Source organism: Pulveribacter suum, from assembly GCF_003013695.1.
In the GTDB taxonomy this organism is placed as follows: Bacteria; Pseudomonadota; Gammaproteobacteria; order Burkholderiales; family Burkholderiaceae_C; genus Melaminivora; species Melaminivora suum.
In genome coordinates this window covers 2,801,614-2,825,692 of the sequence record NZ_CP027792.1, presented here as the reverse complement: position 1 = coordinate 2,825,692, position 24,079 = coordinate 2,801,614, and the positions used below count along the sequence as shown (strand labels likewise).

At 71.7% G+C, this 24,079-nt stretch carries 18 protein-coding genes; 12 read left to right on the top strand and 6 right to left on the bottom strand.

Annotated elements, in window-relative coordinates; genetic code table 11:
* Positions 1 to 31: 31 nt before the first annotated feature.
* The 6 genes from C7H73_RS12885 (at position 32) to C7H73_RS12860 (ending at position 7,149) form a co-directional block, all read left to right on the top strand.
* Complete coding sequence (locus C7H73_RS12885) at positions 32 to 1,204, top strand: acyl-CoA dehydrogenase family protein (protein ID WP_106847015.1); 1,173 nt, start codon at positions 32 to 34, stop codon at positions 1,202 to 1,204.
* A 17-nt stretch (positions 1,205 to 1,221) separates the two neighbouring features.
* Positions 1,222 to 2,034: an enoyl-CoA hydratase/isomerase family protein gene (locus C7H73_RS12880; protein WP_106847014.1), complete on the top strand. Its 813-nt coding sequence runs from the start codon at positions 1,222 to 1,224 to the stop codon at positions 2,032 to 2,034.
* Between the two features lie 109 nt (positions 2,035 to 2,143).
* The gene (locus C7H73_RS12875; protein WP_106847013.1) at positions 2,144 to 4,156 is read left to right on the top strand and encodes an acetyl/propionyl/methylcrotonyl-CoA carboxylase subunit alpha; all 2,013 of its coding nucleotides are present in this window, start codon (positions 2,144 to 2,146) and stop codon (positions 4,154 to 4,156) included.
* Positions 4,153 to 5,337: an acyl-CoA dehydrogenase family protein gene (locus C7H73_RS12870; protein WP_106847012.1), complete on the top strand. Its 1,185-nt coding sequence runs from the start codon at positions 4,153 to 4,155 to the stop codon at positions 5,335 to 5,337. Before C7H73_RS12875 ends, C7H73_RS12870 begins: the two co-directional genes overlap by 4 nt.
* Positions 5,338 to 5,362: 25 nt before the next feature.
* Entirely contained in the window at positions 5,363 to 6,247 is an 885-nt protein-coding gene (locus C7H73_RS12865) for a BKACE family enzyme (protein WP_106847011.1), read from the top strand.
* A 26-nt stretch (positions 6,248 to 6,273) separates the two neighbouring features.
* Positions 6,274 to 7,149 (top strand): endonuclease/exonuclease/phosphatase family protein, encoded by an 876-nt coding sequence (locus C7H73_RS12860; RefSeq protein ID WP_106847010.1) that lies wholly within the window; start codon positions 6,274 to 6,276, stop codon positions 7,147 to 7,149.
* Here C7H73_RS12860 and C7H73_RS12855 read toward each other — a convergent pair.
* Positions 7,122 to 7,385 (bottom strand): DUF3079 domain-containing protein, encoded by a 264-nt coding sequence (locus C7H73_RS12855; RefSeq protein ID WP_106847009.1) that lies wholly within the window; start codon positions 7,383 to 7,385, stop codon positions 7,122 to 7,124. The two genes, C7H73_RS12860 and C7H73_RS12855, sit on opposite strands and share 28 nt — an antisense overlap.
* 113 nt (positions 7,386 to 7,498) lie before the next feature.
* Between C7H73_RS12855 and pbpC the strand changes: the two genes are divergently transcribed.
* From pbpC to C7H73_RS12830, 5 genes are all read left to right on the top strand, one after another.
* Positions 7,499 to 9,769, top strand: coding sequence for a penicillin-binding protein 1C (gene pbpC, locus C7H73_RS12850; protein WP_193483924.1), 2,271 nt, complete (start codon positions 7,499 to 7,501; stop codon positions 9,767 to 9,769).
* Positions 9,769 to 10,665: a DMT family transporter gene (locus C7H73_RS12845; protein ID WP_106847008.1), complete on the top strand. Its 897-nt coding sequence runs from the start codon at positions 9,769 to 9,771 to the stop codon at positions 10,663 to 10,665. The genes pbpC and C7H73_RS12845 overlap by 1 nt, the downstream gene beginning before the upstream one ends.
* Positions 10,666 to 10,770: 105 nt before the next feature.
* Positions 10,771 to 11,946 (top strand): alpha-hydroxy acid oxidase, encoded by a 1,176-nt coding sequence (locus tag C7H73_RS12840; protein ID WP_106847007.1) that lies wholly within the window; start codon positions 10,771 to 10,773, stop codon positions 11,944 to 11,946.
* Positions 11,947 to 12,201: 255 nt separating this feature from the next.
* Positions 12,202 to 13,146 carry a DMT family transporter gene (locus tag C7H73_RS12835; protein ID WP_106847006.1) on the top strand — a complete coding sequence of 315 codons (945 nt, stop codon included), beginning with the start codon at positions 12,202 to 12,204 and terminating at the stop codon, positions 13,144 to 13,146.
* A 65-nt stretch (positions 13,147 to 13,211) separates the two neighbouring features.
* Positions 13,212 to 14,363, top strand: coding sequence for a Y-family DNA polymerase (locus C7H73_RS12830; RefSeq protein ID WP_106847673.1), 1,152 nt, complete (start codon positions 13,212 to 13,214; stop codon positions 14,361 to 14,363).
* Between the two features lie 43 nt (positions 14,364 to 14,406).
* On the opposite strand, the gene queF is transcribed toward C7H73_RS12830, so the two are convergent.
* The 5 genes from queF to C7H73_RS12805 form a co-directional block, all read right to left on the bottom strand.
* Positions 14,407 to 15,255: an NADPH-dependent 7-cyano-7-deazaguanine reductase QueF gene (queF, locus tag C7H73_RS12825; RefSeq protein ID WP_106847005.1), complete on the bottom strand. Its 849-nt coding sequence runs from the start codon at positions 15,253 to 15,255 to the stop codon at positions 14,407 to 14,409.
* A gap of 27 nt (positions 15,256 to 15,282) precedes the next feature.
* Positions 15,283 to 17,268 carry an OPT family oligopeptide transporter gene (locus C7H73_RS12820; protein ID WP_106847004.1) on the bottom strand — a complete coding sequence of 662 codons (1,986 nt, stop codon included), beginning with the start codon at positions 17,266 to 17,268 and terminating at the stop codon, positions 15,283 to 15,285.
* 20 nt (positions 17,269 to 17,288) lie between these two features.
* Positions 17,289 to 18,182: a 2OG-Fe(II) oxygenase gene (locus C7H73_RS12815; protein WP_106847003.1), complete on the bottom strand. Its 894-nt coding sequence runs from the start codon at positions 18,180 to 18,182 to the stop codon at positions 17,289 to 17,291.
* Positions 18,183 to 18,215: 33 nt separating this feature from the next.
* On the bottom strand, positions 18,216 to 19,007 hold the full coding sequence (gene yaaA, locus C7H73_RS12810; protein ID WP_106847002.1) for a peroxide stress protein YaaA: 792 nt from the start codon (positions 19,005 to 19,007) through the stop codon (positions 18,216 to 18,218).
* A gap of 160 nt (positions 19,008 to 19,167) precedes the next feature.
* Positions 19,168 to 22,416: an Rne/Rng family ribonuclease gene (locus C7H73_RS12805; RefSeq protein ID WP_106847001.1), complete on the bottom strand. Its 3,249-nt coding sequence runs from the start codon at positions 22,414 to 22,416 to the stop codon at positions 19,168 to 19,170.
* A gap of 630 nt (positions 22,417 to 23,046) precedes the next feature.
* Here C7H73_RS12805 and C7H73_RS12800 point away from each other — a divergent pair.
* Positions 23,047 to 24,066 carry an RluA family pseudouridine synthase gene (locus C7H73_RS12800; RefSeq protein ID WP_405124764.1) on the top strand — a complete coding sequence of 340 codons (1,020 nt, stop codon included), beginning with the start codon at positions 23,047 to 23,049 and terminating at the stop codon, positions 24,064 to 24,066.
* The last annotated feature ends 13 nt before the right edge of the window (positions 24,067 to 24,079 follow it).

The window sequence follows — 24,079 nt, the reverse complement described above, 5'->3', positions numbered from 1 at the left end:
ACACACACAAGACGAGAACGGAGACACCCCCATGCAACTCACGCACGAGCACCGCGAGATCCAGAAGACCCTCAAGCGCTTCATCGACGAGGAGATCAATCCCCATGTGGACGAGTGGGAGGAGGCCGAGATCTTCCCTGCGCACGAGGTCTTCAAGAAGCTGGGCGACCTGGGCCTGCTGGGCCTGACCAAGCCCGAGGAGTACGGCGGCGCGGGGCTGGACTACTCCTACGGCATGGCCATGGCCGAGACGCTGGGGCACATCCACTGCGGCGGCGTGCCCATGGCCATCGGCGTGCAGACGGACATGTGCACCCCGGCGCTGGCGCGCTACGGCAGCGATGAGCTCAAGCGCCAGTTCCTGGCACCAGCGATTGCCGGCGACGTGGTGGGCTGCATCGGCGTGAGCGAGCCCGGCGCGGGCAGCGACGTCTCGGCCATCAAAAGCTTCGCGCGCAAGGATGGCGGCGACTACGTCATCACCGGCCAGAAGATGTGGATCACCAACAGCCTGCAGGCCGACTGGATGTGCATGCTGGTCAACACCAGCGACGGGCCGGCGCACAAGAACAAGAGCCTGGTCATGGTGCCGCTGCGCGAGGCGGGCCGCCTGCTGCCGGGCATCGATGTGGCCAGCAAGATCCGCAAGATCGGCATGGACAGCAGCGACACGGGCCTGTTGTACTTCGACGAGGTGCGCGTGCCGCAGCGCTACCTGATCGGCCAGGAGGGGCAGGGCTTCATCTACCAGATGCAGCAGTTCCAGGAAGAGCGCCTGTGGTGCGCGGTCAGCTGCCTGGAGTCGCTGGCCAACTGCATCGACTGGACGGTGCAGTGGGCACAGGAGCGCAAGATGTTTGGCGCCACCCTGGCCGACCAGCAGTGGGTGCAGTTCAAGCTGGCCGAGATGAAGACCGAGGTGGAATGCCTGCGCGCGTTGACCTGGCGCGCCGGCGAGCTGTACGTGAGCGGCCAGGACGTGCTGGAGCTGGCCAGCATGGCCAAGCTGAAAGCCGGCCGCCTGAACCGCCTGGTGACCGACACCTGCCTGCAGTTCTGGGGCGGCATGGGCTTCACGCTGGAAAACAAGGTCGCGCGCATGTACCGCGACGGGCGCCTGGCGTCCATCGGCGGGGGTGCCGACGAGGTCATGCTGGGGATCATTGCCAAAACCATGGGCATCGCCAAGCGCCCGGCGCGCTGAACAAGAGGCCGGCACGCATGAGCGATGAACTGCTGATCAAACGCCAGCCCCTGGCCGCTGGCTTCGTTGAGACCTGGACCCTGAACGCCCCGGCCAGCCGCAACGCCTTGAGCGACGGCATGGTGGGTGCGCTGCTGGCCGCGGCCGGGCGCGCCCGCGGCGACGCCGGCCTGCGCGGCGTGGTGCTGCGCGGTGCGGGCGGGCATTTCTGCGCGGGCGGCAGCCTGGGCGGCTTCGCAAAAGCCATCGGCCAGCCGCTGGCCGAGGGCGCGGCCGACCCCCTGGTCCCCATAAACCGCCGCTTCGGCGCGCTGCTGGAGGCGCTGTGCGCGCTGCCGCAGTGGCTGATCGCCGTGGTCGAAGGCGCGGCCATGGGCGGCGGCGTGGGCCTGGTCTGCTGCGCCGACCATGTGCTGGCGGCCGAGGGCGCGCAGTTCGCCACGCCCGAGGTGACGCTGGGCGTGGTGCCGGCGCAGATCGCGCCCTTCGTGGTGCGGCGTCTGGGGCCCACCGCTGCCCGCCGCTGGCTGCTGACTGGCCAGCGCCACGGCGCCGCAGCGGCCTTGCGCGACGGTATGGCCGACGAGATCGCCGATGCCGATGGCCTGCAGGCCGCCCTGAACGCCGCCGTGGCTCGCTACGCCCAGGCCGCCCCGCAGGCCGTGGCTGCCACCAAGCGTCTGCTGCTGGAAGAACGCGAGCAGCCTCTGCCTGATCTGCTGGACGCCGCCGCTCAGTTGTTTGCCCAGTCGCTGCGCGGCAGCGAGGCCCCGTTGGGCCTGGCCGCCTTTGGCGCGCGCCAGCCGGCACCTTGGAGCATGAGCCCATGAAGAAGAAATTGATTGCGAACCGCGGTGTTCCTGCCGCAGGCAGGGCGCAGCACATCGCCCCAGCCCGCGCAGCGGGCTGGCGGGCGACCTCGCCGCATGGGAGCGACGCATGAAGAAGATCTTGATTGCCAACCGCGGCGAGATCGCCCGCCGCGTCATCCACACCGCCCGGCGCATGGGGATCGACACCGTCGCCGTCTATTCCGACCCCGACGCCCGCGCCCTGCACGTGCGCGAGGCCACGCAGGCCGTGGCGCTGGGCGGTGCGGCCAGCGGCGACAGCTACCTGCGCATCGACAAGCTGCTGGCGGCAGCGCGCGCCAGCGGCGCCGATGCCGTACACCCGGGCTATGGCTTTTTGAGCGAGAACGCCGACTTCGCCCAGGCCGTGCAGGACGCGGGCCTTGCCTGGATCGGCCCGCCGCCCGCCTCCATCCGCGTCCTGGGCAGCAAGGCCGGCGCCAAGCAGCTGGCGCAGCAGCACGGCGTGCCCTGCCTGCCAGGCTACGCGGGCGAAGACCAGAGCGACGAGCGCTTCGCGGTCGAGGCCGCGCGCATCGGCTACCCCGTCATGGTCAAAGCCGTGGCCGGCGGCGGCGGGCGCGGCATGCGGCTGGTGAATGGCGCTGCGCAGCTGCCCGCGGCCCTGGCCAGCGCGCGCTCGGAGGCGCTGGCCGGCTTTGGCTGCGGTGACCTGCTGGTCGAGCGCGCCCTGCTGGCGCCGCGCCACGTCGAGGTGCAGGTGTTCGCCGACGCCCACGGCCACTGCATCCACCTGGCCGAGCGCGACTGCTCGGTGCAGCGCCGGCATCAAAAGCTCATCGAGGAATCCCCCAGCCCGGCGGTCGGAGAAGCCCTGCGCGCGCACATGGGCGCAGCCGCCGTGGCCTTGGCGCAGGCCGCGGGCTACGTGGGCGCAGGCACGGTGGAGTTTCTGCTGGACGGCGAACAGTTCTACCTGATGGAGATGAACACCCGCCTGCAGGTGGAGCACCCGGTGACCGAGGCGCTCACCGGCCTGGACCTGGTGGAGTGGCAGATCCGCGTGGCGCGCGGCGAGCCGCTGCCGCTGGCGCAGCCGGACGTGCGCCTGCAGGGCCACGCCATCGAGGTGCGCCTGTGCGCGGAGGACGCGCAGTTCCATCCGCACACCGGCCGGGTGCTGCATTTCGAGGCGCCCACGCACGCGGCCTTCGAGCGCGCGGCCATGGGCGCGCTGCGCTTTGACCATGCGCTGGAGCGGGGCACGGAGGTATCGCCGCACTACGACGCCATGTTGGGCAAGCTGATCGTGCACGCGCCCACGCGCGGCGAGGCCATCGCCGCGCTGGTGCGCTCGCTGCACGCCACCCAGGTGCTGGGCCTGCCGACCAACCGGGCCTTTTTGGCCGAATGCCTGGCGCATCCGCAGTTCGTGGCGGGCCAGGCGCTGGTGCCGTTTCTGGCGCAGCAGGCGGTTGCGATCCGCGATGCACTATTGAAAGAGGAGCTGCCAGCGCTTGTCCCATCTGCGTTAGCGGCCATTTTCACTACCAATCCAGCAGGCGGCCCCGCGCTGCCCTGCAGCCTGCAGCGCCCGCTGCGCCTGCGCCACCAGGACCAGGTGCACGCCTTGGCTGTGCGCGAGCTGGGCGGCGGCCGCTTGCACATTGAGGGCGCCGACCCGGCCACGGGCAAAGCGCTGGACGGCAGCGTGCAGCTGGCCCTGCAGGCGGAAGGCGGCGTGCGCGTCACCCCGCTGGGCGCGGCCTGGGCCGACCAGCGCGTGCGCGCCGTGGCCGTGGGCGCGACGCGCTGGCACTGGCAGGCCGGCGGTATCGACGGCTGGGTGGAGGACGCCTCGCACGAGACAGCGGCCCGCGCCGGCGGGCAGGGCGGGGCGGGCGAGCTGCGCGCGCCCTTCAACGGCCGCGTGGTGGCCCTGCCGGCGGCGGCCGGCCAGCAGCTGGCTGCGCACGACACGGTGCTGGTCATCGAATCCATGAAGCTGGAGCACAGCCTGACGGTGCCCGTGGCCGCGGTGCTCGTCGAGCTGCTGGTGGCCGTGGGCCAGCAGGTGACCCCCGGCCAGGTGCTGGCGCGCCTGGCACCTGCCGCTCAAACCCAGGAGGCCGCAGCATGACCGGCAGCAGCCTCGACCTGCAGCGCAGCCTGGACGAGGCCCGCGCCGACCGCGAGGCTCTGGCAGACACCGTCACCCGTTTCGCCCGCACCGAGATCGCCCCGCACGTGGACGCCTGGGACGCGGCGGGCGAGTTCCCCCGCGCGCTGTACCGCCGCGCCGCAGAGCTCGGCCTGCTGGGCCTGGGCTACCCCGAGGAATACGGCGGCACGCCCGCCAGCTATGCGCTGCGCCTGCCGCTGTGGCGGGCCTTGAGCCGCCATGGCACCAGTGGCGGCGTGCTGGCGAGCCTGCTGTCGCACAACATCGGCCTGCCGCCCGTGGTGGCCTGGGGCAGCGACGCCGTGCGCGCCGAGGTCATCCCGCCGGTGCTGGCCGGCGAGCAGATTGCGGCGCTGGCCATCACCGAGCCGGGCGGCGGCTCCGACGTGGCGCGCCTGGCCACCACCGCGCGGCGCGACGGGGATGACTACGTCGTCAGCGGCGAGAAGGTGTTCATCACCTCCGGCATGCGCGCCGACTGGATCACGGCCGCCGTGCGCACGGGCGAGCCGGGCGCGCGCGGCAGCGGCGGCATCTCCATGCTGCTCATCCCCGGCAGCAGCGCCGGCCTGTCGCGCAGCGCTCTGGCCAAGATGGGCTGGCTGTGCTCCGACACGGCCCACCTGCGCTTCGACGAGGTGCGCGTGCCCGCCCGCTACCTGCTGGGCGAGGAGGGCGCGGGCTTTCGCATCATCATGGGCAACTTCAACGCCGAGCGCTTCGGCCTGGCGGCCTCGGCGCTGGGCTTTGCCGAGGCCTGCTTCGACGAGGCCCTGGCCTGGGCGCGCCAGCGCCGGGCGTTTGGCGCGGCGCTCGTCGAGCACCAGGTCATCCGCCACAAGCTGGCCGACATGCAGATGCGCATCCAGTCCACCGCCGCGTGGTGCGAGGCCATTGCTGCGCGCGCCGATGCGGGCAATACAGGGCCCGAGTGGGTCGCCCAGGTCTGCCTTTTGAAGAACCACGCCACGCAGACCATGCAGTTCTGCGCCGACCAGGCCGTGCAGATCCTGGGCGGCATGGGCTTCATGCGCGGCACGGTGAGCGAGCGCATCTACCGCGAGGTCAAGGTCATGATGATCGGCGGCGGCGCAGAAGAAATCATGAAGGATCTGGCTGCGCGGCAGCTGGGTCTGTGACAGCCCCCACAGGAGACAACCCCCCATGAGCCACAACCCCGCCAACAAGGCCATCGTCACCTGCGCCATCACTGGCGTGCTGACCGACCCGCAGCAGCACCACGTGCCCGTCACGCCCGAGCAGCTGGCCAGGGAGGCACGCCGCGCCTTTGAGGCCGGCGCCAGCGTCATCCACGTGCACTTTCGCAGCCAGGAGCCGGGCAAGGGGCATCTGCCCAGCTGGGACCCGCAGGTCGCCATCGACTGCGTGCAGGCCATGCGCGAGGCCTGCCCCGGCATCATCATCAACCAGACCACCGGCGTGGTCGGCCCGCACTACCAGGGCCCGCTGGACTGCCTGCGCGCCACCCGGCCCGAGATGGCGGCGTGCAACGCCGGCTCGCTGAACTACCTGAAGGTGCGCGCCAACGGCAGCTGGGCCTGGCCGCCCATGCTGTTCGACAACCAGCCGGCCAAGGTGCAGGATTTTCTCGACGTGATGGCCGAGACCGGCACGCTGCCGGAGTTCGAGTGCTTCGACGTGGGCATCGTGCGCTGCGTGCAGATGTACGTGCAGACGGGCATGTACACGCGCGGCCTGCCTGAATACAACTTCGTCATGGGCGTGGAGTCCGGCATGCCGGCCGACCCCGACCTGCTGCCGATTTTGCTCAAGCTCAAGATCGAAGGCGCGCCCTGGCAGGCCACGGTCATCGGCCGCAGCGAAATCTGGCCCGTGCACCAGCGCGTGGCCGAGCTCGGCGGGCACCTGCGCACCGGGCTGGAGGACAGCTTCTACCTGCCGGACGGCGCCAAGGCCGAATCCAACGGCCCCCTGATCGAGCAGCTCGTGCAGTGCGCGCGCCGCGCCGGGCGCGAGGTGGCCAGCACCGACGAGGCCCGCGCCCTGCTGGGCCTGGCCGCGGCCTGAGGCCGGACCCACGCCCCACCCAACCCATGCAGCTCGTCACCTGGGACACCCAATGGTGCTGCGGCCTGGACGGCCGCGTGGACGTTGCGCGCATCGTGCGCGACGCCCTGTCCATGGACGCGCCCGACGTCCTGTGCCTGCAGGAGATCGCCGTGAACCACCCCGGCCTGCCCGGCACCCCCGGCGACCAGGTGGCGCAGGTGCGCCAGGCGCTGCCGCCCGGCTGGCAGGTCTTCTTCGGCGCCGCCGTGGACACCTGGACAGCCGCCGGCCGCCAGCGCTTCGGCAACCTGGTCGCTACCCGGCTGCCCGTGCTGCAGCTGCAGCACCACCCGCTGCCCTACCCGGCGGACGCCGGCGTGCGCAGCATGCCGCGCCTGTGCAGCGTGCTGACGGTGGCCAGCCCCCTGCTGGGCGCCGTGCGCGTCATGACCACCCACCTGGAGTACTACTCGCGCGTGCAGCGCATGGCCCAGGCCCGTGCCCTGCGCGCCCTGCACCTGCAGGCCTGCGCCCAGGCGGCGCGCCCGCCCGCGCCGGCAGCCGACGGCTCGCCTTTCCAGGACCAGCCGCACACCCCGCACGCCGTGCTGTGCGGCGACTTCAACCTGCAGGCCGGCGAACCCGAATACGCCCACCTGGCCGCGCCCCTGTCCGCCGAAGAGGCCGCAGGTTGGGCCGAGCCCGGCGTGCCGGCGCTGCACGACGCCTGGCGGCTGCTGCACCCGCACACGCCCCAGCCGCCCACGTTCTGCCTGTTCGACCGCCGCTTTTCAGGGCAGCCCATCGCCTGCGACTTCGTCTGGGTTAGCGACTCGCTCAAGGGCCGGGTGCGGGCCATGCAGATCGACGGCGCAACCCAGGCGTCGGACCATCAGCCGGTGCTGCTGGCGCTGGGCTGATCGCCGTCCTCGCCGTCCGCGTCATCCCGCGCGCTCTGGCCTTCCTCGGGCGGCAGCCACTCCGCCCAGTCCGGACCGAACAGCTCGGCCGGGTGCTGGCTGCGCTCCGAACCGTTGCCGCACAGCATCGCGTCCGCCGCGCAGTAGCGGTCGCAACCCCAGCAGGTGCGCTCGGGATGGGCAGGGTTGGCGGGGAATTTCTTGCGGCGCGGGCCGGGTGGCGGCGGGGTAGGCATGCCGGTCAGTCTGGGCGCGTGCTGGCGGTGCGGTTTTGATGTGAATCAAGTGGGGCAGGGCCTGCGCCGCGCGCTTACCATGGCGTGGCCCTGCCTTTGCCCCTTTTCACGCCTTGCCGTCCGCCCTCCGTTTCCTGCTGCTGCTGCTGTGCCTGGCCCTGGCCGCACCGCTGGCCCATGCCCTGCCCACCTTCGATGAAGTACGCGCCGCCACGCGGCCGTCCGACCTGCAGCTGCTCTCGCGCGAGGGCGAGGTGCTGCAGCGCGTGCGCATCGACAGCGCGGTGCGCCGCGGCCAGTGGCTGGGCCTGGGTGATGTGTCGCCCGCGCTGCGCAACGCGCTGGTGCTCAGCGAAGACCGGCGCTTTTACGAGCACAGCGGCGTGGACTGGGCCGCCGTCTCCGCCGCTGCCTGGGCCAACCTGTGGAACCAGCGCACGCGCGGGGCCAGCACCATCACCATGCAGCTGGCCGGCCTGCTGGACGAGGACTGGCGCCAGAGCGCCGGCGGGCGCAGCGTGGCGCAAAAGCTCGGCCAGGCCGTGGCCGCGCAGGTGCTGGACCGGCGCTGGCGCAAGGACCAGATCCTGGAGGCCTACCTGAACCTGGTGCCGTTTCGCGGCGAGGTCGTCGGCCTGGACGCTCTGTCGCGCACGCTGTTCGCCAAGGCCGCCCACGGCCTGGACGAGCGCGAGGCCGCTGTCGCCGCCGCCCTGGTGCGCGCGCCCAACGCCCGGCCGGACGTGGTGGCGCGCCGCGCCTGCGGCGTGCTGCGCGACATGGCGGCGCAGCGGGCCGCGGCCCGAAAGGAGAAAAGGGCTGCTGCAGTGGACTGCGACGCGCTGGAGCTGTTCGTGGCCGGCGCGCTGCAGCGGCGCGCCTGGACGCCCAGCGAGGGCATCGCCCCGCACTTTGCGCGCCAGTGGCTGCGCGCGGCGGGCGGCGGCGCGCAGGCCGCCGCAGCCCCTGAGCGGTTGCCGCTCAGCGCCCCGCTGCAGCGCGTGGCCGTGCAGTCGCTGTCGCGCCACCTGCGCGAGCTGGCCGGGCGCAATGTGCAGGACGGCGCGCTAGTGGTGCTGGACAACGCCAGCGGCGAGGTGCTGGCCTGGGTGGGCTCGTCCGGGTCTTTGAGCCAGGCCGGCGAGGTGGACGGCGTGCTGGCGCTGCGCCAGCCGGGCTCCACGCTCAAGCCCTTCCTGTATGCCCAGGCGCTGGCCGAGCGGCGCCTGACGGCCGCCTCGCTCATCGAGGATTCCAGCGCCCACATCCCCACGGCCAGCGGCCTGTACATCCCGCAGAACTACGACCGGCAGTTCAAGGGCCTGGTGTCGGCGCGCACGGCGCTGGCCGCGTCGCTGAACGTGCCGGCGGTGCGCACCCTGGTCATGGTCACGCCGGAGGCCTTCTTCACCCAGCTGCGCGCCCTGGGCCTGGCCTTGCCCGAGTCGGGCGGCTACTACGGCTACAGCCTGGCGCTGGGCAGCAGCGAGGTGCAGCTGCTGCACCTGGCCAACGCCTACCGCGCCCTGGCCAACGGCGGGCGCTACAGCCCGCCCCGCCTGCGCGCGGGCGGCGCGCCGCCGCCCGCCGCCGCCCAGGCGCTGGACGCGGGCGCGGCCTTCATCGTGGGCGACATCCTGTCGGACGCCAACGCCCGCGTGCGCACCTTCGGGCCGGACAGCCTGCTGGCCACGCGTTTCTGGACAGCGGTGAAGACCGGCACCAGCAAGGACATGCGCGACAACTGGGCCGTGGGCTGGTCGCAGCGCTACACCGTGGGGGTGTGGGTGGGCAATGCCAGCGGCGCGGCCATGCACGACGTGAGCGGCAGCAGCGGCGCCGCGCCCATCTGGGCCGAAGTCATGCAGTGGTTGCACCAGTCCACCCCCAGCCGCGCCCCCGCGCCGCCCGCCGGCGTGGTGCGCCAGGCCGTGCGGTTCGAAGCCGGCGCCGGCGACTGGATCGAAAGCCCGCGCCAGGAATGGTTTATCGCCGGCACGCAGCAGGCCGTTTTTGCTACCGATACCATAGCTGCCAGCGCAGGCGTGGCGGGCGCTAGAGGCCAAAAAGACCTAAAACCCGGTGATGGCGCTGCCGCCGCCCCCGCGCGCATCGTGGCGCCGGCGCCCGGCACCATCGTGGCGCTGGACCCGGACATCCCACCCGCGAACCAGCGTCTGCACTTTGCCGCCGGCGACGGCCTGCCCGGCCAGGCGCTGGCCTGGCACATCGACGGCAAGGCGGCCGGCCGCGGGCGCGAATGGGACTGGCTGCCCTGGCCGGGGCGCCACCGCGTGCAGCTGCTGGACGCGCGCGGCCAGGTGCTCGATGAAATCCACATCGAGGTGCGGGGCGCTGGCGTGCGCGCCGCCGCCCGCCGCTGATGGCCGGCCCGCCCCGCGCGCCCGGCGGCGCAGCCGCCCAGGTGGGCGCGCCGGTGGCCTTCGTGCTGATCTGGTCGTCGGGCTTTCTGGTCGGGCGCGACGTCAGCCACCACGCCGACCCGTTTTACTTTCTGGCGCTGCGGCTGCTGTGCGTGGCGGCGCTGTTCGCCGCCGCCGCCTGGGCCGCGCGCGTGCCCTGGCCGCGCGGGGCGCGGCGCATCGGCTTGCATCTGCTGGCCGGCGCGCTGATGAGCGGGCTGTACCTGGGCGCCGGCTGGTGGGCCATGGGGCATGGGCTGGGCGCGGGCGTCACGGCGCTCATCGGCGCGCTGCAGCCGCTCTTTACCGCGCTGATCGCCGTGCTGGTGCTGCGCCAGCGGCTGCCGCTGCGCACCTGGACCGGGCTGGTGCTGGGCTTTGGCGGCGTGGCGCTGGTGCTGTGGCCGCGCCTGCAGGCCGGCGCCCAGCAGGCGCTGGCCCTGCCCGTGGTGCTGGTGGCCGTGGGCTCGGTGCTGTCGCTCACCGTGGGCTCGATGGTGCAAAAGCTGCCCCTGGCCGCCGGCGACCTGCGCGGCGCCAGCTGCGTGCAGAACCTGGGCGCCGTGGCGGTGCTGATCGTGCTGGCCTGGGCGGTGGGCACGCCGCGCTGGGATGGCTCGGCCCTGCTGTGGGGCTACTTTGCCTACGCGGTGCTGGTGCTGTCGGTGGGCGGCGCCACGCTGCTGATCTGGCAGATGCGCCACGGCGACGCCACGCGCACGGCGGCGCTGCTGCTCATCGTGCCGCCGCTGTCGGCGCTGCAGGCCTGGGCGCTGCTGGGCGAGACGCTGACGCCGGTGCAGGTGGCCGGCTTCGTGGTGGCCACGGCGGGGGTGGCGCTGGCGCGCAGCCGCTGAAGCGCCGGTCTGCAAAATTTTCAGGCGCGCCAAAAAAGCCTCAAGCAGCGCGGCGATGCCCGGGACTACCATTGCCACCGCCTGAAAGCCCGCGAGGAAAGAGCCGTGCCCGACCTGTCCAAAATCACCACCATCGAAGACCTGCGCCAGGTCGCCGTGCGCCGCGTGCCGCGCATGTTCTACGACTACGCCGACTCCGGCTCGTGGACCGAGACCACCTACCGCGCCAACGAAACCGACTTCACGCCCATCAAGTTCCGCCAGCGCGTGGCCGTGAACATGGAAGGCCGCACCACCGCCGCGGCCATGGTGGGCACGCCGGCGCGCATGCCGGTGGCCATCGCTCCGGTGGGCCTGACCGGCATGCAGCACGCCGACGGCGAGATCCACGCCGCGCGCGCGGCGGAAAAGTTCGGCATCCCCTTCACTCTGTCCACCATGAGCATCTGCTCCATCGAGGACATCGCCACGCACACCAGCGCGCCGTTCTGGTTCCAGCTGTACATGATGCGCGACCGCGAATCCATGGCGCGCATGATCCAGCGCGCCAAGGACGCCCAATGCAGCGCCCTGGTGCTGACGCTGGACCTGCAGGTCATCGGCCAGCGGCACAAGGACATCAAGAACGGCCTGTCCGCCCCGCCGCGCCCGACGCTGGCCAACATCGTGAACCTGATGACCAAGCCGCGCTGGTGCCTCGGCATGGCCGGCACCCAGCGGCGCACCTTCCGCAACCTGGTGGGGCATGTGAAGGGCGTGTCGGACATGAAGTCGCTGGCGTCCTGGACCAACGAGCAGTTCGACCCGCGCCTGTCCTGGGCCGACGTGGCCTGGGTCAAGGAGCAGTGGGGCGGCAAGCTGATCCTCAAAGGGATCATGGAGGTCGAGGACGCGGTGCTGGCCGTGCAGCACGGCGCCGACGCCATCGTGGTCAGCAACCACGGCGGGCGCCAGCTGGACGGTGCGCCGTCCTCCATCCATGCGCTGCCGGCGATCGTGGAGGCCGTGGGCAGCCAGACGGAGGTCTGGATGGACGGCGGCATCCGCAGCGGCCAGGACGTGCTCAAAGCCTGGGCGCTGGGCGCGCGCGGCACCATGATCGGCCGCGCCATGGTCTACGGCCTGGGCGCCTACGGCGAGGCCGGCGTGACCCGGGCGCTGGAGCTGATCCACAAGGAGCTGGATGTGTCCATGGCGTTTTGCGGCCACACCCACATCCAGAGCGTGGACCGGCGCATCCTGGTGCCGGGCACCTACCCGCTGGCCCCGCAGCAGGGCTGATTCTTAGAACGTGTTCACAATCTCCGCGCGGGTGTGCGGTCGCGACCTCGGGCGCCCTGCAGCGTTGCAAATCCTCGCGATAGCACGCACTATCGCTGCGGTTTGCGCCTCGCAGTGCATCCCGATTCGCATCCCTCACCCCTCGCGCTGAGATCGTGAACACGTTCTTAGCAGCCGGCCATCGCCGGCCGCTGCTGCTGCCCTCGCCAGATGCCGGGCCCGGGCGGTGCGGCGCGCCGATATGCTCGGGTGTACATGACTGCCGCCATGGATGTTTCCTCGCTTGCCGCCGGCAGCCTCTGGGTGCCCGTGGTGCTGTTCGCCGCCCTGGCGCAGACCGTGCGCAACACCGCTCAGCGCTCGCTGACGACCGAGCTGGGCACGCTGCCCGCCACCCTGGTGCGCTTTCTGTACGGCCTGCCGTTCGCCGCGGCCTGGCTGGCGCTGCTGTACGGGGTGCCGCAGCAGGCGCCGGCCGTGCCGCACTTCAGCGGCGCCTACCTGGGCTGGATCGCGCTGGGCGCGTTCTTCCAGGTCATGGCCACGGCGGCGCTGCTGCTGGCCATGAAGGAGCGCAACTTCGCCGTGGCCGTCACCCTGTCCAAGACCGAGGTGCTGCAGGTGGCCCTGTTCGCCAGTGTGCTGTTGCACGAGCTGCCCACGGCCCTGGCCCTGGCGGCCATGGTGATTGCCACGCTGGGCGTGCTGATGCTGTCGCTGCCGCCGCGCGGGCAGCTGCTGAGCGCGGCGGCGTGGTTCAGCCGCCCGGCGCTGTACGGCCTGGCCTGCGGCGCCTGCTTTGCCATCGCCACGGTGGGCTTTCGCGGCGCGGCGCTGGCCCTGGGGGCCGAGACGCCCTGGCTGTCCGGCGCCTGGGGCGTGCTGATCGCCCAGGCGCTGCAGACCGTGGGCCTGGGCGCCTGGGTGGCCCTGCGCACGGAGCGCGGCCTGGCGCCCCTGTGGCCGGCCTGGCGGCTGTCGCTGGTGGCCGGCAGCATGGGCGCGGCGGCGTCGCTGGCCTGGTTCACGGCCTATGCCATGCAGGGCGCCGGGCCCGTGCGCACGCTGGGCATGGTAGAGGTGGCGTTCAGCTACCTGGTGTCGCGCCGCCTGCTTCGCGAGTCGTTCTCGCGGCCCGAGAAGATCGGCATGGGCCTGATGCTGGTGGGGCTGGTGCTGATCTGCCTGCAGGGGGTTTGAGCGGCGCGCCACAATGCCCGGCCGTGACCGCCGCCGACCGCTCCCGCCGCATTGCCCACCTGGACATGGATGCGTTCTACGCATCCGTGGAGCTGCTGCGCTACCCGCAGCTGGCCGGGCTGCCGGTGGTCATCGGCGGCGGGCGCAGCACGCAGGACGAGGCCCTGGCCCGGCAGTACGCAGGGCGGCTGCATGCCGTGCCGCTTGCGGCCTTCGACCGGCTGGGCGGCTATGTGGGCCGGGGCGTGATCACCACCGCCACCTACCCGGCGCGCGCCTTCGGCTTGGGCTCGGCCATGGGCCTGATGAAGAACGCCCACCGCTGCCCCGAGGCCATCCGCCTGCCGGTGGACTTTGCCGAGTACCGGCGCTTTTCGCGCCGCTTCAAGGAGGTCATCCGGGCGCACGCGCCGGTCATGGAGGACCGGGGCGTGGACGAGGTCTATATCGACTTCACCGACGCCCCCGGCGGACAGGACGAGGGCGGCCTGGCCCTGGCGCGGACGATCCAGCAGGGCATCTTCGAGGCCACGGGGCTGACCTGCTCCATCGGCGTGGCGCCCAACAAGCTGCTGGCCAAGATGGCCAGCGAGTTCAACAAGCCGCGCGGCATCTCCATCGTGCAGCCGGGCGACCTGCAGGCCCTGATCTGGCCGCTGGCCTGCCGCAAGGTGGGCGGCGTGGGACCGAAGGCCGACGCGAAGCTCAAGGGCCACGGCATCCACACCATCGGCGAGCTGGCCGCGCGCGAGCGTGCCTGGCTGCAGGCGCACTTCGGCCGGGCCTATGGCGCCTGGCTGCACGACGCCGCCTGGGGCCGCGACGAGCGGCCGGTGGTCACCGAGAGCGAGCCCGTCTCCATGAGCCGCGAGACCACCTTCGAGCGCGACCTGCACGCGGTACACGACCGCGCCGAGCTGTCGCGCATCTTCACCGCGCTGTGCCAGCAGGTGGCGGCCGACCTGGCGGCCAAGGGCTACGCCGGCAAGACCATCGGCATCAAGCTGCGCTATGACGACTTTCGCATCGTCACGCGCGACCACACCACGGCGCAGTACACCCAGGACGCGGCCACGATCCGCCGCCTGGCCGGCCTGTGCCTCAAGCGCGTGCCGCTGTCGCAGCGCCTGCGCCTGCTGGGCGTGCGCGTGGGCGCGCTGGTGCGCGAGCATGAGCTGGCGGCGCAGCCGCAGGGCGTGACCGCCGAGCTGTTCTAGCCCGCGCGCGGGCCGCCCCGGGCCAGGCGGGAAGGCGGGCGCGCTACTGCCGCGCCGTGCGCACGTTGGCCGGCAGCGGCTGCGGGTGGCTGGTGCGAAAGGGGTTGATGTCCAGCCCGCCGCGGCGCGTGTAGCGGGCATAGACGCTCAGCTTGAGGGGGCGGCAGCGCGTCCACACGTCCATGAAGATGCGCTCCACGCACTGCTCGTGGAACTCGTTGTGGTTGCGAAAGCTCACCAGGTACTGCAGCAGGCCGGCCTGGTCGATCTGCGCGCCGCTGTAGGCGATCTGCACACTCCCCCAGTCGGGCTGACCGGTGACCAGGCAGTTGCTCTTGAGCAGGTGGCTGACCAGCGTCTCCGTCACCGGCGCCTCGTCGTGGTTGGCGGCCAGCAGTTCGGGCGCGGGGGTGTAGTGGGTGCAGTCCAGGTCCAGGCGGTCCAGCAGCAGGCCGTCCAGCTCGCGCACCTGCTGGGCGTCGAAGTGCCCGGGCTCGATCAGCCGCACGCCCACGCCGCCCGCCTGGCCCGAGCCGCGCCAGGCGGCCTCGCTCAGGTCGGCGCGGATGCGCGCGCGCACCGCGTCCAGGCTGGCAAAGCGCGTGCCGTTGAAGCTGTTGAGGTACAGCTTGAGCGACTTGCTTTCGATGAGGTGGGGCGTCTCGCACGGCACGGTGAGATGGGCGAGGGCCACCTGCGGCTTGCCGCGCTCGTTCAGCCACGACAGCTCGTAGGCCGTCCACAGGTCGGCGCCGAAGAAGGGCGCCGCGCCGTCCTGCAGGCCGAGTTCGATGCGCTTGGGGCTGCGCGGCAGGGGAAACAGCAGGCTTGCGTCGTACTGGTCTGCATAGGCCGAGTGCTGGCCGAGCTGCGATTGTTCAGGGGTCTGCATGAAATGCCTTGCTTGCAGCGGCGCCGCTCAGCGGCGCAGCACGCTGCGGTAGAAGAACAGGGCCAGGGCGGCAAACGAGGCAAGGCCCAGCCACATGGCAGGCGCAAAGCCCTCGCCCACCAGCGCCAGCGGCGCGTCCTGGCCGCTGAAGCCGATGAGGGCGGCCAGCAGCAGACCCATCAGGCTCTCGCCCACGATCAGGCCCGAGGCCAGCAGCAGGCCGCGCTCCTCGGCGGCGGCCACCCAGGCAGTGCCCCGCTGTTGGCCCCAGGCACGGATGCCGCGCTGCACCAGCCAGCCCAGCGCCGCACCCACGGCCAGCGTCACGCCGATGGTGGGTGGCAGATAGATGCCCAGGCCCACGGCCAGCGGCGGCAGCGCCCGGCCGCTGCGGCGCAGCAGCACGTCGGCGGCGATGGCGGCCACGCCCACGGCCGCACCCAGGCCCAGCATGGTCCAGTCCAGCGAATGGTTGAAGATGCCGCTGGCGATCTGCTGCATCAGCGTGGCCTGGGGCGCGGCCAGGGCGTGCGCCGGGTCCATGCCGGCCCGGGGCAGGGCGCCGGCGAAGCCGTAGGCGTTGTAGAGCAGGTCCAGCACGGGCGGGATGACCACCGCACCCACTAGGCAGCCGATGATCAGCACCACCTGCTGGCGCCAGGGCGTGGCGCCCACCAGGTAGCCGGTCTTCAAGTCCTGCAGGTTGTCGTTGGAGATGGCGGCCATGGCCAGCACGGCCGAGACCATGAACAGCACCAGCGCCACCCCCATCGGGCCCGCCACGCTCGTGGCGAACGCCGGCACCACGGCGCCCAGCACCAACAGCGCCAGGCCCATCAGGATGGTGGCGATGATGCCAATGCCCGAGATGGGGCTGGCCGACGAGCCCACCAGTCCGGCCATGTAGCCGCAGGCGGCAGCCACCAGAAAGCCGAAGACGGCGGCGAACAGCACGCACAGCGCCGCCAGGGTCCAGCGTGCGCCGCTGGCCAGCTCGCCCAGGTGCTGGGCCAGGAAATCGTTGGTCACGCCCCAGAGCACGGCCAGGGACGCCAGGCCGATGGCCAGCATCCAGCTGCGCGGCATGTCGCGGTCGGTCTCGTCCTGGACCGGTGCTGCGTCGGCGGCGCGGCGGGCAGGCTGCTGGGCAATGGCGCGCACGATGGGGCGCACCAGCGTGGCCACCGTCCACAGGGCGGCCACGGCGATCACGCCGGCGCCCAGAAAGCGCGCCTTGGTCGCCCACAGCTGGGTGGCCAGGGCGGACAGGGCCTGGCCCTCGGCCGGCACGGCGTGCGCCGTCAGCCAGGGCACCACCACGCCCCAGCACAGCACCACGCCCAACAGCGTGGCCACGCCGGCCGCCGCGCCCATCAGGTAGCCGGCGGCCAGCAGGGCGGGCGAGAAGCCGGCCGCGACGCGAAACACCACGCCGCCGGCGGGAATCCAGAAGTTCATCGCGTCGCCCAGCAGGCGCAGCCCGCCGCTGAGCAGGCTGAAAAGCGCCGCCAGCCCGGTGCCCCAGCCCAGGCTGCGCAGGCCGGCGCTGCCGGCCTGGCCATCGGCCTTGTGGCGCTGCGCCTCGCCCACGCGCAGCACCTCGGCCGCGGCCACGCCCTCGGGGTAGGGCAGGGTGGACTGCACCACCATCACGCGGCGCAGCGGCACGGTGTAGAGCACGCCCAGCGTGCCGCCGGCGGCACATACCAAAGCCGTCTGCCAGAAGGGAAAGCCCGACCACAGCCCCAGCATGAGCAGCGCCGGCAGCACGAAGATGACCGACGACAGCGTGCCCGCCGCCGAGGCCTGGGTCTGCACCAGGTTGTTTTCCAGGATGTTGGAATCCTGGAAGCGGTACAAAAGTGCCATGGAGATCACCGCGGCCGGGATGGCCGAGGCAAAGGTCAGGCCCACCTTCAGGCCCAGATAGACGTTGGCGGCGGTGAACGCCAGCGTGATGAAGGCGCCCAGCAGGACGCCGCGCAGCGTGAATTCGCGCGGGGAGGAGGTCATGGAAAGGAGCCTGGTAGGGGTCAGTTGAATTCGCGCTCGCGCAGCCACTTGGTGGCGATCCACTTTTCGCCCTCGATCACCGGCGCGCCGCCGTGCAGCGTGCGGGTGCTCGGGTGGGGCCGGTCGTAGCTGAAGAACACGGCGTTGCCACGGCAGGGTGCGATCTCCAGCGACACGTCGGGAAAGGTGGTGCCGCCGCCCCTGGCCGGATCGTTCAGGTAGATGACCAGGGTGGCCACGCGCTGGCCGCCGCGGCGGGTGATGGTGGGCGTGCCGGGCTCGGCCGGGTCGAAGTAGTCGTAGTGCGGCTTGTACTCGGCGCCGGGGCGGTAGTGCAGCACCTGCAGGCCTTCGCCGTGCTCGACGGGCCAGTGCACCAGGCGGGCGATGCGCGCCTCCAGCCGCTGCACGATCTCGTTTTCGCCGCGCTGAAAGAACATGCCGTCGCTGGTGCGGTCGTCGTTGACCTCGTCGCCGCCGGTGGTGGTGGCCACGGTCAGCGAGCGCGCCATGCGCGGGCGGGCGGCGGCCACCAGCGCGTCGCACTCCTCGGGCGACAGCAGGCCGCCCAGCAGCACGATGCGCGGGTGCTGCATGCGCATCAGCACCTGCACCTGGCGGTCACCGGCGTCCAGGAACAGGGGCGAGTCGTCCAGGGCCGGGCCGGGCACGGGCACGCCGGCGCCCTGGTCCTGGCGGGCGGCGTGCTCGTGCAGATGGGCGCTCAGCACCTGCTCGACGGCGGCGATGGCCACGTCCTCGTTCCAGCCGGACTGGCGCATGGCCTCGATCAGCGCCGGTGCCGTGATGCCGGCGCCGGCCTGCTCGATGATCCAGCGGCGCAGCTCGGCGGTGATGGGTTGTCCGGACGCCGCATCGGCGGCGGCAGTGGAGGGGCTGTCGGCAGAGGTCATCGGGACGTTTTCCTGGGCAACGACGGACGCTTGTCAGTCCTGGCGGCGGCGAAACACCAGCCGATCCGGCGCAGAGGCGGCGGCATCAAAAGCATAGCCCTGCTCGGCAAAACCCTCGAGCTGGCGCGGGGTGGACGCGCGCTGCTGGATGGCCCAGCGCGCCATCCGCCCGCGGGCCTGCTTGGCATAGAAGCTGATGACCTTGTACTGCCCGGCGCGCCAGTCCTCGAACACGCATTCGACCACGCGTGCCTGCAGGGCGCGCCGGTCCACCGCCTTGAAGTATTCCTGCGAGGCCAGGTTGACCACCACCGGCGTGCGCGCCGCCGCCGCGCCCTGGCCGGCCAGCAGTGCGTCCAGATGCCGGGCGATGCGCGTGCCCCAGAAGGCATACAGGTGGGCGCCCGCGTCCGTCGCCAGGCGCGTGCCCATCTCCAGGCGGTAGGGCTGCATCCAGTCCAGCGGCCGCAGCACGCCGTACAGGCCGCTCAGGATGGCCAGGTGGGTTTGTGCCCATTGCAGCTCGGACAGGGAGAGGGTGGGTGCATCCAGGCCGGCGTACACGTCGCCGTCGAAGGCCATCACGGCCTGGCGGGCGTTGGCGGCGCTGGCCCGGGGCTCCCAGGCGGCATAGCGCGCCACGTTCAGCGCCGCCAGCTTGTCGCTGATGGACATCAGCTGGGCGATGTCCTGCGGCGCCTTGGTGCGCAGCACGTCGATGAGCTGGCGCGTCTCGGCCTCGAAGTGCGGCAGGGTGTGGGGCAGGCCGGCCGGCAGGGGCGTGTCGTAGTCCAGCGACTTGGCGGGGGAGAGCAGAAGCAGCATGGGGCCTCCGGTGGGTGGCGTGCCGGCGCTCGGGGACTTGAAGCCAAATTGGCCTCCAGCCCTTGTGTGACAAGCGCTGGCAGCTATGGTTTTTGAAGAACCCCACCCCCTCTTGCGGAAGGGGTGGGGTGGCGGGCCCGCGCCTGCGGGCCGCTGGCGCTCAGGCGCGCGGGGCCTGCTGCTGCTCGAATGGCAGCTGCAGTTCGCGCAGTTCGCGGCGGGTTTCCACCAGCACCAGCGGGCCTTCGTCCTGCACCGGCATGTCGGGCCGCTCGCGCGGCACGTGCACGGGGGCGGGCTCGGCGGCGATGGCGGCCTGGGCGGCGGCGATCTTGTCCGCGTCCGAGTTCACCCACTGCAGGCCCGAGGCCTGGGCCATCTGGGCCAGGTCGTCCACGGGCAGCACGAAGGCCCGGGCCTGCGGCGCGGGGCTGGGGGCGGCCGGGGCGATGGCTGCAGCCGGGGCCGGTGCCGGTGCCGGGGAAGACGCGGGTGCCGGGACCGCTGCTACAGGCGAAGGCGCAGGAACAGGAGCAGGCGCCGGAGCAGGCGCCGGAGCCGGAGCCGGAGCCGGAGCCGGAGCCTCGGCCACAACCGCTGGGTGCGCTTGCAGCGCCACGTCTTCGGCCGGTGCCGGCACAGGCAGGGCCTCGCGGGCGGCGGCGGCTTGCGGGGCGGGCGCGGCGGCTTCTTCGGCCCCAGGGGCGGCAAAGTAGCTGCGGCGCGCCGGCTGCTCGCTGCCCTGGGGCGCGGTGCCGGAGGCGGTGAGGTCGATGTCCAGCATCTCCTCGGCGTCCTCGCCATGCTCGGCGGGGGCAGAGGCAGAAGCGTCGGCATCGGCCGTGCGCGGCGTGCGCTCGCCGCGTTCGCGGCGGTCACGGCCGTAGCGGTCGCGCGAACGGCGCTCGCGGCGCGGCTCGGCCGCGTCCGGCGCGCTGGCTTCCTGGGCCGTGCCGTCGCTGACGGCCGGGGGCGTCAGGTCCAGGTCGGGCAGGGCGGACAGGGGCGCGGTATCGACGAAGTCCTGGCCGGCGGCCGGGGCGGGTGCGCTCGCGTCGATGGTGCGCGGGCCACGCTCGCCGCGGCGGCTGCGGCGCTCGCCACTGCGTTCACCGCGTTCGCCATTGCGCTCGTCGCTGTGCGCTGCGCGTTCACCGCGCTGGGCGTTGGCGGCGTCGTCCAGCGGCAGGGCCTGGGCGGAGGTGTCCAGCGCACCTTCCTGCGGGGCGGCGCTGCGGGCGGGTGCGCGCTCGCGGCTGCCGCGGCCTTCGCGCGGCTCGCGGCGGCCTTCGCCTTCGAGCTGCTCGCCGCGCTCGCGGCCGCCACGGCCATTGCGTGGTTCACGCGGCTCACGCGGCTCGCGCAGCTCGCGGCCTTCGCCTGCCTGACCCCGGCCTTCGCTGCCGTTGCTGCGGCCTTCGCCGCGGCGGCCACGGCCTTCGCCGTTGCCCTGGGCGCTGCCATTGCCATTGCCGTCGCGGCTGCCTTCGCCGCCACGGCCACCGCGCCCGCCACGGCCGCGTTCGCCGCTGCGGCGGCCATCGCCGCGTGCGCTGCCTTCGGGCTGGGCGGTGGGCTGGGGCGCGGGCTGCATGGCCGGGGCCGGGGCCGCGGCCGTGGCACCCAGGCCAAACAGGCTCTTGAGCCAGGCAAAGAAGCCCTGCTCAGGCGCCGGTGCCGGGGCCACAGCCGGGGCCGGGCGTGCGGCCGGCGCGGGGGCGGCGGCGCGTGGCTGCTGCTGACCGGCGCCGTTGCCGCGCGGCGGCTGGCCAGCGGCTTGCGGGCGCGGCTCTGCCACCGGGGCGGGAGCATCGGGCAGCACGCCCTTGATGATGGGCGTTTGCTTGTTGGTGGGCTCCTGCGAGCGACGGGTGATGCGCGTTTGCTCCTCGGCCTCGTCGGCCAGCTTGTAGCTGGCTTCCAGCCCGTCCAGGCGCGGGTCGTCGTGCTTGAGGCGCTCGAGCCTGTAGTGCGGGGTCTCCAGCGTCTTGTTGGGGATCAGCACCACGGACACGCGCTGCTTGAGTTCGATCTTGGCGACCTCGGTGCGCTTTTCGTTCAAGAGGAAGCTGGCCACTTCCACCGGCACCTGGCAGTGCACGGCGGCCGTGTTGTCCTTCATGGACTCTTCCTGAATCATGCGCAGCATCTGCAGCGAGAAGCCTTCGGTGTCCCGCACGTGGCCGGTGCCGTCGCACAGCGGGCAGCGGATGTGCGCGCCTTCGGACAGCGAGGGCTTCAGGCGCTGGCGGCTCATCTCCAGCAGGCCGAACTTGCTGATGGCGCCGAACTGCACGCGGGCACGGTCCTGGCGCAGCGCGTCGCGCAGGCGGTTTTCCACGTCGCGGCGGTTCTTCGACTCTTCCATGTCGATGAAGTCGATGACGATCAGGCCGCCCAGGTCACGCAAACGCATCTGGCGCGCGACTTCGTCGGCGGCCTCCAGGTTGGTGCGGGTGGCGGTCTCCTCGATGTCGCCGCCCTTGATGGCGCGCGCCGAGTTCACGTCCACGGACACCAGCGCCTCGGTGTGGTCAATGACGATGGCGCCGCCCGAGGGCAGGGTCACGGTGCGCGAGTAGGCCGACTCGATCTGGTGCTCGATCTGAAAGCGCGAGAACAGCGGCGCATCGTCACGGTAGCGCTTCACGCGGGCAGCATGCTCGGGCATGACGTGCGCCATGAACTGCTGCGCCTGCTCGTAGATGTCATCCGTGTCGATCAGGATGTCGCCGATGTCGTTGTTGAAATAGTCGCGGATGGCGCGGATCACCAGGCTCGATTCCTGGTAGATCAGAAAGGCACCGCGCCCGGCCTTGGCGGCGCCGTCCACGGCGTGCCACAGCTTGAGCAGGTAGTTCAGGTCCCACTGCAGTTCGGGGGCGCTCCTGCCGATGCCGGCAGTGCGCGCGATGATGCTCATGCCCTTGGGGTACTCGAGCTGGTCCATCGCTTCTTTGAGCTCGGCGCGGTCCTCGCCCTCGATGCGGCGCGACACGCCACCACCGCGCGGGTTGTTGGGCATCAGCACCACGTAGCGGCCGGCCAGGCTGATGAAGGTGGTCAGCGCCGCGCCCTTGTTGCCGCGCTCTTCCTTCTCGACCTGGACGATGAGCTCCTGGCCCTCGCGGATCACCTCGCTGATGCGCGCCTGGCTGGCCGAGACGCCCTCGGCAAAGTACTGCTTGGAGATTTCCTTGAACGGCAGGAAGCCGTGACGGTCCTCGCCGTAGTCCACGAAACAGGCTTCCAGCGACGGCTCGACGCGCGTCACCACGGCCTTGTAGATGTTGCCCTTGCGCTGCTCGCGCCCTTCGATTTCGATTTCGTAGTCCAGCAGCTTCTGGCCGTCCACGATGGCCAGGCGCCGTTCCTCGGGCTGCGTGGCGTTGATGAGCATCCGCTTCATGATGCGATTCCTTTGTAATTCAAATCCATGCGTTGCCGGACGAAGGCCGCGCCGCATCTGCCATCGAAGGGCTGCGGCGGCCGCTGGGCCGGCATCGACTCACACTCAAGCACACAGGCTCATACACGAGCCAACAATGCCGGGGCGGACGCATCGAAACAAAGGAAAGGCCGGGACGCTGCACGGCTCTGCGCGGCGGGAAGGCTTCAGCTGCGCAGGCGTGAACGAGGGGGCGCGTGGATGGGGGCGAGGCGCAAGTCGCACAGCGGTGCTATGAAAAGCGGAGCTGCTGGCGCTTGTCGGACGGGCGTTTGCGGCCTGAATTGTGTCCACGGCAGGGGCTGGCGCCCCGGCCATATCGACACGATCCATGCCAACAGTACCCACATGATTTCGCTTTGATCCGCCAACCGCCGGGCCCTGCGAGGGGTGGGCGAGATGGCCTGGAATTTCCGTGTTTCAGTGTTTCGATGTGTCAGCCCGCCGGGCGGCGTGCGGGCCGGTGCAGGCATGGCATAGACCTGCGAGTGGCGCGTACAAAGCCCGTTGGCATTGACCAAACTGCGCGGCGAGCCGGGTTTTGTCCCTTAAACTCAAGACAAATCAACCACTTACATTTTCGTCGCGCAGGTGAAACAGATTATAGGGGGCAAATCGGCCACGCACGGCTTCTCGCCCCAGCCAGCGCCCGCTCCGACGGCACGCATGCTCGAGGTCGATGCCGAGTCCGCCGGCCAGCGCCTGGACAACTTTCTCATGCGCCACCTGAAGGGCGTGCCCAAGACCCACGTCTATCGCATCATCCGCAGCGGCGAGGTGCGCCTGAACCGTGGCCGCACCAGCGCTGACGCCCGGGTGGGCGAGGGCGACCTGGTGCGCCTGCCCCCCGTGCGCGTGGCCGAGCGCCCGCAGCCCGAGGGCGAGCGCGCCGCGCCGGCACGCGAATTTCCCGTCCTGCTGGAGGACGACCACCTGATCGCCCTGGACAAGCCGGCCGGCGTGGCCGTGCACGGCGGCAGCGGCGTGAGCTTCGGCGTGATCGAGCAGCTGCGCCGGGCGCGGCCGCAGGCGAAGTTTCTGGAGCTGGTGCATCGGCTGGACCGCGACACCTCCGGCATCCTGCTGGTGGCCAAGCGGCGCAGCGCGCTGACCCACCTGCAGGAGCAGTTTCGCGGCCGCGAGACCGGCAAGACCTACCTGGCCCTGGTGGCCGGCCAGTGGCCCGCCGCGAAGAAAGTCATCGACACCCCGCTGCACAAGTACCTGCAGGAGGACGGCGAGCGCCGGGTGCGCGTGACCACGGCCGATGACCCGGACGCCATGCACGCGCTCACGCTGGTGAAGGTGCGCAGCCACCTGCCCGCTCGGCCCCTGCAGGGCCTGCCGGCCATGAGCCTGCTGGAGGTGACCATCAAGACCGGGCGCACGCACCAGATCCGCGTGCACCTGGCCAGCAGCGGCCACGGCATCGCAGGCGACGACAAGTACGGCGACTTCGACCTGAACCGCCGCCTGCCCCGGCAAGGCCTCAAGCGCATGTTCCTGCACGCCTGGCGGCTACAGTTTGCGCACCCTGCCAGCGGCGAACGCGTCACGCTGCACGCCGAGCTGCCGCCCGAGCTGGCCGGCTTTCTCGCCCCCTCCGACTGACTGATTGATTGCC

Excerpts from the sequence above, each read along its gene's own strand:
- C7H73_RS12885 (WP_106847015.1), top strand. The coding sequence starts at position 32 with ATGCAACTCACGCACGAGCACCGCGAGATCCAGAAGACCCTCAAGCGC.
- C7H73_RS12880 (WP_106847014.1), top strand. The coding sequence starts at position 1,222 with ATGAGCGATGAACTGCTGATCAAACGCCAGCCCCTGGCCGCTGGCTTC.
- C7H73_RS12875 (WP_106847013.1), top strand. The coding sequence starts at position 2,144 with ATGAAGAAGATCTTGATTGCCAACCGCGGCGAGATCGCCCGCCGCGTC.
- C7H73_RS12870 (WP_106847012.1), top strand. The coding sequence starts at position 4,153 with ATGACCGGCAGCAGCCTCGACCTGCAGCGCAGCCTGGACGAGGCCCGC.
- C7H73_RS12865 (WP_106847011.1), top strand. The coding sequence starts at position 5,363 with ATGAGCCACAACCCCGCCAACAAGGCCATCGTCACCTGCGCCATCACT.
- C7H73_RS12860 (WP_106847010.1), top strand. The coding sequence starts at position 6,274 with ATGCAGCTCGTCACCTGGGACACCCAATGGTGCTGCGGCCTGGACGGC.
- C7H73_RS12855 (WP_106847009.1), bottom strand. The coding sequence starts at position 7,385 with ATGCCTACCCCGCCGCCACCCGGCCCGCGCCGCAAGAAATTCCCCGCC.
- C7H73_RS12845 (WP_106847008.1), top strand. The coding sequence starts at position 9,769 with ATGGCCGGCCCGCCCCGCGCGCCCGGCGGCGCAGCCGCCCAGGTGGGC.
- C7H73_RS12835 (WP_106847006.1), top strand. The coding sequence starts at position 12,202 with ATGACTGCCGCCATGGATGTTTCCTCGCTTGCCGCCGGCAGCCTCTGG.
- C7H73_RS12830 (WP_106847673.1), top strand. The coding sequence starts at position 13,212 with ATGGATGCGTTCTACGCATCCGTGGAGCTGCTGCGCTACCCGCAGCTG.
- queF (WP_106847005.1), bottom strand. The coding sequence starts at position 15,255 with ATGCAGACCCCTGAACAATCGCAGCTCGGCCAGCACTCGGCCTATGCA.
- C7H73_RS12820 (WP_106847004.1), bottom strand. The coding sequence starts at position 17,268 with ATGACCTCCTCCCCGCGCGAATTCACGCTGCGCGGCGTCCTGCTGGGC.
- C7H73_RS12815 (WP_106847003.1), bottom strand. The coding sequence starts at position 18,182 with ATGACCTCTGCCGACAGCCCCTCCACTGCCGCCGCCGATGCGGCGTCC.
- yaaA (WP_106847002.1), bottom strand. The coding sequence starts at position 19,007 with ATGCTGCTTCTGCTCTCCCCCGCCAAGTCGCTGGACTACGACACGCCC.
- C7H73_RS12805 (WP_106847001.1), bottom strand. The coding sequence starts at position 22,416 with ATGAAGCGGATGCTCATCAACGCCACGCAGCCCGAGGAACGGCGCCTG.